This window comes from Sandarakinorhabdus sp., from assembly GCF_031422795.1.
Taxonomy (GTDB): Bacteria; Pseudomonadota; Alphaproteobacteria; order Sphingomonadales; family Sphingomonadaceae; genus Sandarakinorhabdus.
In genome coordinates, this window is sequence record NZ_JANPML010000212.1 from 1 (window position 1) to 7454 (window position 7454).

Sequence of the window (7454 nt, forward strand, 5' to 3'; positions counted from 1 at the left end):
GCCAGCGCTGGCGGCCGATCTGTCGCGGCCGAACATCCTGGCCATGGGCCATGTCGGCGGTGTTGGCATCGACAAGGCCGCTGCCCTGCCCCAGGCCGAACGTGACCGGCTGATGACGCTGATGCTGCGCATCCTGATGGCCGAACTGTTCGATTGGCGCATGATGCAGACCGATCCGAATTTCGCCAATTACCGCTATGATCTGAACAACGGCCGGTTGGTGCTGCTGGATTTCGGCGCCGCCCGCGACGTGCCGGCAGCAGTGAGCGATGGCTATCGCGCCCTGCTCGCGGCCGGCCTCGCCGCTGACGATCAGGCGTTGCTGGCCGGTCTGGCGTCGCTTGGCATCTTGCCCGCCAATCCGCCGGCGGCGATGACCGACGCCATCCTGGGCATGGCCCGCGACGGCTTTGCGCCGCTGCGCATGGATGGCGCCTTTGATTTCGGCGGTGGCGGCCTGGCAGCCAATCTGAAATCGCAATCAAGCAGCCTGGTGGCCCTGCGCGAGCACTTCATCGCGCCGCCGCCCGATGTGCTGTTCATCCAGCGCAAGATCGCCGGCATGTATCTGCTGGCCGCCCGGCTGAAGGCGCGCGTTGATGTGGCGGCGCTGGTGCGGCCCTACACCGAAGCGGCTGCCGGCTCTTCCGCAGGTTCTGGCAACACGCAGGCATCCACCCAGCCACGCGCCACCAGATCCGCCAGACGCTGAGGCGCAATTTCCACCGAGCTTTCGCGGCTGCCAGCGGCCGGAAACACGCTTGGGAACGCCTGCAGCGACACATCCAGCCACACCGGCACATCGGTTGCCAAACCAAACGGGCAGACACCGCCCACAGCATGGCCCGTCACCGCCAGCGTTTCTGCAGCATCCAGCATGCGCGGCTTGCCGCCCAGCGCGGCGCGGGCCTTCTGATTGTCGAGCCGGGCATCGCCGCGCGTCACCAGCAGCAGCACTGCGCCGTTCACCCGCATCGCCAGCGATTTCGCGATGCGGCCCGGTGCAACCCCCAATGCGGCGGCAGCCTCGGCAACGGTCGCGGTGGATGGGCCGGGAATGATCACCGCTACATCGGGAGCGTGGGCAGCGAGCCAGCGAAGCACGTCTTCATGAGCCATGCTGCTGGATTTGCCCAACAACGTTGCAGCGCACAAGAGTGGTAGATTGACAATACACCAGCACTGCGGCAGCCCTGTGCCATTGTCACCTGATCCGAAGGGAAAACCATGCGACTCGCAATTCGCGCGCTGGCTATTGTGCTGCTGGCCGGCACCACTCAAGCCGCAGCTCAACCTGTTGGCCAACCTGCTGCCGAACCCACTGCCGCTGATCTGGTGGCGAAAAACCTCGCCGCGCGCGGTGGCGGTGCTGCCCTGGCGGCGCTGAAGTCGGTGCGCATGGAAGGCAAATTGATCTTCCCCGGCGGTTTTGAACTGACCTTCAACGAAATTCGCTCCGGCGGCGCCACCCGTTCCGAAGCGGCGTTGCAGGGCCTGGCGTTGGTGCAGGCCTATGATGGCAAGGGCGGCGGCTGGCGGATCAACCCGTTCCAGGGCCGCAAGGACGCGGAAAAAATGGGCGACGACGAGGCGCGCAGCCTGGCCGACAGCGCCAGCATTTCCGGCGTGCTGCAATCGGCCGCCAGCGATGGCAGCAGCGTCACCTATCTGGGCCGCGAGGATTTCGACGGCACCAACTGTTACAAGCTGAAAGTGGCACAAAAGGACGGCGACGAGTTCGTTCACCTGATCGATCCGGATTCCATGCTGGAAGTGAAGATCATCGAAACCCGCCGTATCCGCGGCGCCGTGCAGGTGAACGAAAGCGAGTTGGGTGATTACGAAGCCGTGGGCGGCGTGATGTTCCCGATGTCGATCGAAGCCGGCCCGCAGGGTTCCAGCCAGCGCCAGCGCATCATCATTGCCAAGGCCACCGCCAATGTGGACGCCCCGGCCACGCTGTTCGCGCAGCCGACCAATTGAAGAGAGGACAGGACATGACCCGCATCGCACTGCTGGCCGGATCGGCCCTCACCCTCGCCTTCCCCGTTTTTGCTGCCGAAATGGCCGCGCCGCCGGCAGGTGCCGGCATTTCCGGCCTGGGCATCCGCAACATCGGTTCGGCGGCCATGTCGGGCCGCATCTCCGCCATCGCAGCGCGCACCGAAGATGATGGCAAGGTTACCATCTTTGTGGGCGCAGCTTCGGGCGGCGTGTGGAAATCCGAAGACGGCGGCACCAATTTCGCGCCCAAGTTCGATCGCCAGCCCGTTCAGTCGATCGGCGCCGTCACGCTGGACCCCCTCAACAAGCGCACCGTGTGGGTGGGCACCGGCGAAAGCTGGACCCGCAACAGTGTTTCGGTGGGTGACGGCGTCTACAAATCCACCGACGGCGGTGACAACTGGACCCACATGGGCCTGCCCGGTACCGAGCGCATATCCGATATCGTCGTGCACCCGGCCAACAGCGATGTGGTTTACGTGTGCGCCACCGGCGCGCTGTGGAGCGACAGTGCCGAACGCGGTGTCTACAAGACCACCGACGGCGGCAAGAGCTGGGCCCATATCCTGAAGGCGCCCAATCTTTCGACCGGCTGTTCCTCGCTCAGCCTTGATCCGTCCAATCCGGAAAGGCTGATGGTTGGCCTGTGGGATTTCCGCCGCAAGGGCTGGAGCTTCCGTTCAGGCGGGGAAGGCCCCAACGTGCCATCGGGCAGCGCCATGATGGTCAGCGACAATGGCGGCGCCCGCTTTACCAAGCTTGATGCCACCACCGCCAAGGGCCTGCCGGCCGGGCCGTGGGGCCGCGTCGAGGTGGTGCACGCCCCGTCCAACCCCAAGCGTGTCTATGCCTTTGTCGAGCATATCAAATCCGCGCTCTATGTGTCTGACGATGGCGGGATGAGCTTTGAAGAACGCGACCGCAGCCAGATGATGGTGTGGCGGCCGTTCTACTTCTCCAAGCTGGTGGTCGATCCCACCAACGCCGATCGCGTGTTCAAGATGAACCTGCGCGCCATTGTTTCGGATAACGCCGGCAAGAGTTTCACCGACACCGCCGGCGGCAGCCACGCCGATTGGCACGATGTGTGGGTGAACCCCAAGAACCCCAAGCATCTGATCGGCGCCGATGATGGCGGCCTGTGGACCAGCTATGATGGCGGCAGCAAATGGTGGCATTCGCGCAACCTGCCGATCAGCCAGTTCTATCACGTCGCCATCGACGAGCGTGATCCCTATCAGGTCTATGGCGGCCTGCAGGATAACAGCAGCTGGGTGGGCGACAGCGAATATCCGGGCGGCATCACCAACCACCGCTGGGAAAATCTTTATGGCGGCGATGGTTTCTGGGTGCTGCCCGATCCCACCAGCCCCGATCATGTCTATGCCGAATATCAGGGCGGCAATATCGCCTGGATCAACCGCAAGACGCTGGAGCAGAAGGCGATCCAGCCCAAGCCCGGTTTCAAGGAAAAATTGCGCTTCAACTGGAACACGCCGATGGCGCTGAGCCCGCACGACAAGAGCGTGCTATATCTCGGCAGCCAGTATCTTCACCGCACCCGCGACCATGGCAACACCTGGGAGCGTATCTCGCCGGATCTTTCCACCAACAATCCGGCGCGGCAGCAGCAGGAGAAATCCGGCGGCATCACGGTCGACAACTCGTCAGCCGAAATGCACACCACGCTTTATTCGATCAGCGAAAGCCCCAAGGCCGCCGGCACCATCTGGGTCGGCACCGATGATGGCAATGTGCAGGTGACAACCAACGGCGGCGTCGTCTGGACCAATGTCACCAAGGCGTTGAAGCTGGGCCCGGACAACTGGATCAGCTGGGTCGAAGCCAGCCAGCATGACGCCGCCACCGCCTATGTCGCTGTGGACCGTCACGTGTTTGGCGATATGGCCCCGCACCTGTTCGTCACCCGCGATGGCGGCAAAAGCTTTGCCCGCATCGCTGGCCCGGCCACTTCTGGCATTCGCGGCTATGCCCATGTCGTCAAGGAAGACCGGGTTGACCGGAACATCCTGTATGCCGGCACTGAATTCGGCCTGTTCATCAGCCGTAACGCTGGCGCCAACTGGGAAGAATTCCGCCCCGGCAACTTCCCGGCGGTGGCGGTGCGTGACGTCGTGCAATCGAAAAAGGGCGATGATCTGGTGCTGGCCACCCACGGCCGCGGCATCTGGGTGATCGACGATGTCTCGCCGCTGCGCAGCCTGTCGCCCACTGTGGTCGCCTCCAACGTCACGCTGGTGGCAGCCGCGCCGGTGGAACAACGCATCCAGGGCAATGGCGGCTGGTCGGAAGGCGATGCCAATTTCGTCGGTGACAATCCGGCTTCGGGCGCGGTGATCACCTATTATCAAAAGGCGCGCCACGTCATCGGCCGCATGAAACTGGAAATCATCGGCCCGGATGGCAAATTGGTGGAAGAATTGCCCACCGCCAAGCGCAAGGGCCTGAACCGCGTGGAATGGTCGATGCGCACCAAGCCGCCGGTGGTGCCGCCGGCCGCCAGCGTCGCCTTCAACTCGGTGCTCGGTCAGCGTTATCTGCCCGGCCAATACAAGGTGCGGCTGACCAAGGCCGGCGAGGTGACCGAAGTGCCGCTGACAGTGGTAACCGATCCGCGCGCCAGCTTCACGGCGGCAGACCAGCAGGCCCAGTTTGATGCGGCCGAACGGGTGAAAACGCTGTTCCGCCGCATGACCGGGCTTACCTTTGGGCTGGTGGCGATGAAGCAGGGCGCCGAAAAGGCCGCTGCTGATCCCGCCGCCACACCGGCGGCCAAGAAAGCGGCGCTGGATCTGGGCATGAAGGCCGATGAACTGCGCAAACAGGTCGTGGCCACCACCGAAGGCGGCGCCATCACCGGCGAAGAGCGTCTGCGCGAAAACATGGACTCGGCCTATGGCCAGCTCATCAGCACCGAAGGCCGGCCGCCGGGCTATGCCATCGCCCGCGTCGATGCGCTGGAAAAGGAGCTGAAGGAAGTGGAAGACGCCTTTGCCGCCCTGAAGGCGACCAAGGCCGCAGCGCTGAACGAGCAGCTCCAGCTGGCCGGCATCGCGCCGATCAGCCTGGCCGCGATCGAGGTGAACATGGTGCCGACCGGCGGCCAGATGACGGCGCTGGGCCGCGGCATGGTCGGAACGCGTTACTTTGGTGATTTCCGCAGCCTGGCCTTCCCGCGCAAGAAACGGTGACGCCAAGCCTGCTGGCGCTGATGCTGGCGCAGGCGCTTCCGGTGGCGGCTCAACCCGCCACCGGAACGGCTGCGCCGCAACCAACGCTGCCATCCGAGGCCTTGATTACCGTCACCGCGCCGGCCCTGCCCGGCCGCGTGCTCACGCCGGTTGTGGGCCTGTCGGGCGAAGCCCTGCTCGATCGCCAGCCCCGCTCCGTCGGCGATGCACTGCGCGGCCTGCCCGGCGTTTCGGTGCGCAGCAATTCGCGCGGCGAAACCGTGGCCCGGGTGCGCGGCAGCGATGAACGCCAGACGCTGGTTTTCCTCGATGGCGCGCCGCTGGCGGTGCCGTGGGATGGAAGGGTGGATATCGGCCTGCTGCCGGCCGGGCTGATCGGCGGGCTTGCCGTGCACAAAGGCGCCGGCGCCATCGAATATGGCGCCAACGCAGTGGCCGGCGTGGTGGACCTGACCACGCGCACCCGCGGCGGCGTGGGCGTGGCGCAGGCCGGGCCGTTCGGGCTGACGAATCTTTCGGCTGCCGGGGTCGTTCCACTGGGCGGCCTGTCGCTGACTTTGGCCGCCGCGCACCAGGCCCAATCGGCCGTGCCCATCGCCCGCCGCAGCGCCCTGCCCTTCAACCAACCAACCGGGCAGCCTGACCCTGACCGCCGCCTCAACAGCGACCTCAATGCCACCAGCCTGTTTGCCGGGCTTGGCGGGCAGATTGGCGCCCTGGACTGGCGCGCCAGTGTGCTCACCATCGACGCCCGGCGCGGCGTCGCGCCTGAAGCAGACCGCGGCACGGCGCGGTTCTGGCGCACGCCGGATTGGTCGCTCACCCAGGCCCAGATCGCCCTGGAACTGCCGCTGCAACTGCCGCTGGGCAGCGCCACCGCGCGCGCCGTCGCCTGGCGGCAATGGTTCGGCCAGGAAATACAAGCGTTTACCGACGCTAGCTACAGCGCGCTGCGCAGCCGCGAGCTGAATGATGACGACACGCTGGGCGGCCGCTTCACGTTCAGCCACGCAGCTGGTCCGGCCACCCTGCGCTGGAGCCTGTCGGGCCAGACCAGCGACCACAACCAGACCGACATCGCCAACCCGCCCAATATTCAGCTCGCTGCCCTGCGCTATCGCCAAACCCTCGCCTCTGGCGGCGTCGAAGCCGACATGCCGCTGGGCTCCGCCCGGTTGACGCTTGGTCTGGGCTTGGATCGCGCCACCAACCCGCGCACCGGCGACAGGCCAGCCCAACCACCCCGGCAGGCCGGCACCTTCTCCGCCGCGCTAGCCCTGCAGCCAGCGGAAGGCGTCTCGCTCACCCTCTCCGGCGGCCGCCGCAACCGCTTTGCGTCGCTGCGCGAGCTGTTCGGCGAAGCGCAGGGCCGCTTCCTGCCCAATCCGGCGCTGCTGCCCGAACGCGCCTGGTTGGCTGATGCCGAACTCAGCTGGCGCCCGCCCGGCTTCACCCTCACCCTCACCCCGTTCTGGCAACGCGTCGACGGCAGCATCGGCCAGTGAATCGTCAGCTTGAACGGGATCAACCTGCGCCAACGCTTCAACCAGGAACCCGCCACTAGCATCGGCGTTGATGTCGCACTGCAAGTGCCGCTGGCCGCGGGCCTGACGCTGGAACTCACCGGCACGGCGCTCGATGCCAGCAGCGCCGGCCAGCCCCTGCTGCAGCGCCCGGCGCACGAAGCCATGCTGGCGCTGGACTGGGCCCGGCGCGGCAGCTTCGACTTGCGCGCCGAAGTTCGCCGGGTTGGCCCGGCACGCGATCTGGCCCCCGATGGCACGCTGGCGCGCCTGGCCCCGGCCACCGAAATCAACCTGCGCGCCCGCGTGCCGGTGCTGCGTCTGGGCCAGCTGCCAATCAGCGCCACGGCGGCAGTCGACAATCTCACCAACGCTGTCGTGTTGCCGCAACTGGGCCTGCCGCAGCCCGGCCGCAGCATCCGCGTTGGTATCATAGTGGGCGGTTGATTGGGCCGGTTGATTGGGGTTGAGGCCAATCACCCAACTCGCTATAGCAAGGGCGTGGAGGCGGCTTGTTTTGAGCCGCCTTTATGCGTTGCCGGCTTCCGCAGCTTGAGGCCCTCCGAGGACGAACGACGATGACAATCAGCCCGCTCATGCCCGTTTATGGCCGCTGCGAGGTTGCGCCAGTGCGCGGCGACGGTTGCTATCTTTACGACGATCAGGGCCGCGAATGGCTCGACATGGCCAGCGGCATCGCCGTCAACTGCCTGGG

General features: G+C 65.9%; 6 protein-coding genes and 1 pseudogene. 6 read left to right on the plus strand and 1 reads right to left on the minus strand.

The window, feature by feature from the left end:
- Positions 1 to 712: AarF/UbiB family protein (locus RMO81_RS08065; protein ID WP_310475312.1), on the plus strand; the 712-nt coding region annotated here is incomplete at its 5' end.
- On the opposite strand, the gene RMO81_RS08070 is transcribed toward RMO81_RS08065, so the two are convergent.
- Complete coding sequence (locus RMO81_RS08070) at positions 622 to 1119, minus strand: YbaK/EbsC family protein (protein ID WP_310475313.1); 498 nt, start codon at positions 1117 to 1119, stop codon at positions 622 to 624. The genes RMO81_RS08065 and RMO81_RS08070 overlap by 91 nt on opposite strands.
- 108 nt (positions 1120 to 1227) lie before the next feature.
- Here RMO81_RS08070 and RMO81_RS08075 point away from each other — a divergent pair, with 108 nt between their 5' ends.
- From RMO81_RS08075 to RMO81_RS08090, 5 genes and pseudogenes are all read left to right on the plus strand, one after another.
- Positions 1228 to 1983, plus strand: a complete 756-nt coding sequence (locus RMO81_RS08075; RefSeq protein ID WP_310475314.1) for a hypothetical protein — start codon at positions 1228 to 1230, stop codon at positions 1981 to 1983.
- A 14-nt stretch (positions 1984 to 1997) separates the two neighbouring features.
- The gene (locus tag RMO81_RS08080) at positions 1998 to 5216 is read left to right on the plus strand and encodes a VPS10 domain-containing protein (RefSeq protein WP_310475315.1); all 3219 of its coding nucleotides are present in this window, start codon (positions 1998 to 2000) and stop codon (positions 5214 to 5216) included.
- On the plus strand, positions 5213 to 6721 hold the full coding sequence (locus RMO81_RS08085; RefSeq protein ID WP_409049598.1) for a TonB-dependent receptor plug domain-containing protein: 1509 nt from the start codon (positions 5213 to 5215) through the stop codon (positions 6719 to 6721). The genes RMO81_RS08080 and RMO81_RS08085 overlap by 4 nt, the downstream gene beginning before the upstream one ends.
- A 9-nt stretch (positions 6722 to 6730) precedes the next feature.
- A complete protein-coding gene (locus tag RMO81_RS16210; RefSeq protein WP_409049599.1) occupies positions 6731 to 7186 on the plus strand; it encodes a hypothetical protein in 456 nt (151 codons plus the stop codon).
- 131 nt (positions 7187 to 7317) lie between these two features.
- A pseudogene (locus RMO81_RS08090) lies at positions 7318 to 7454 on the plus strand (acetylornithine transaminase); the annotation flags it as partial.

What these genes read in the sequence shown, in the direction of transcription:
- RMO81_RS08070 (WP_310475313.1), bottom strand. Translation starts at nt 1,119, where the DNA reads ATGGCTCATGAAGACGTGCTTCGCTGGCTCGCTGCCCACGCTCCCGAT.
- RMO81_RS08075 (WP_310475314.1), top strand. Translation starts at nt 1,228, where the DNA reads ATGCGACTCGCAATTCGCGCGCTGGCTATTGTGCTGCTGGCCGGCACC.
- RMO81_RS08080 (WP_310475315.1), top strand. Translation starts at nt 1,998, where the DNA reads ATGACCCGCATCGCACTGCTGGCCGGATCGGCCCTCACCCTCGCCTTC.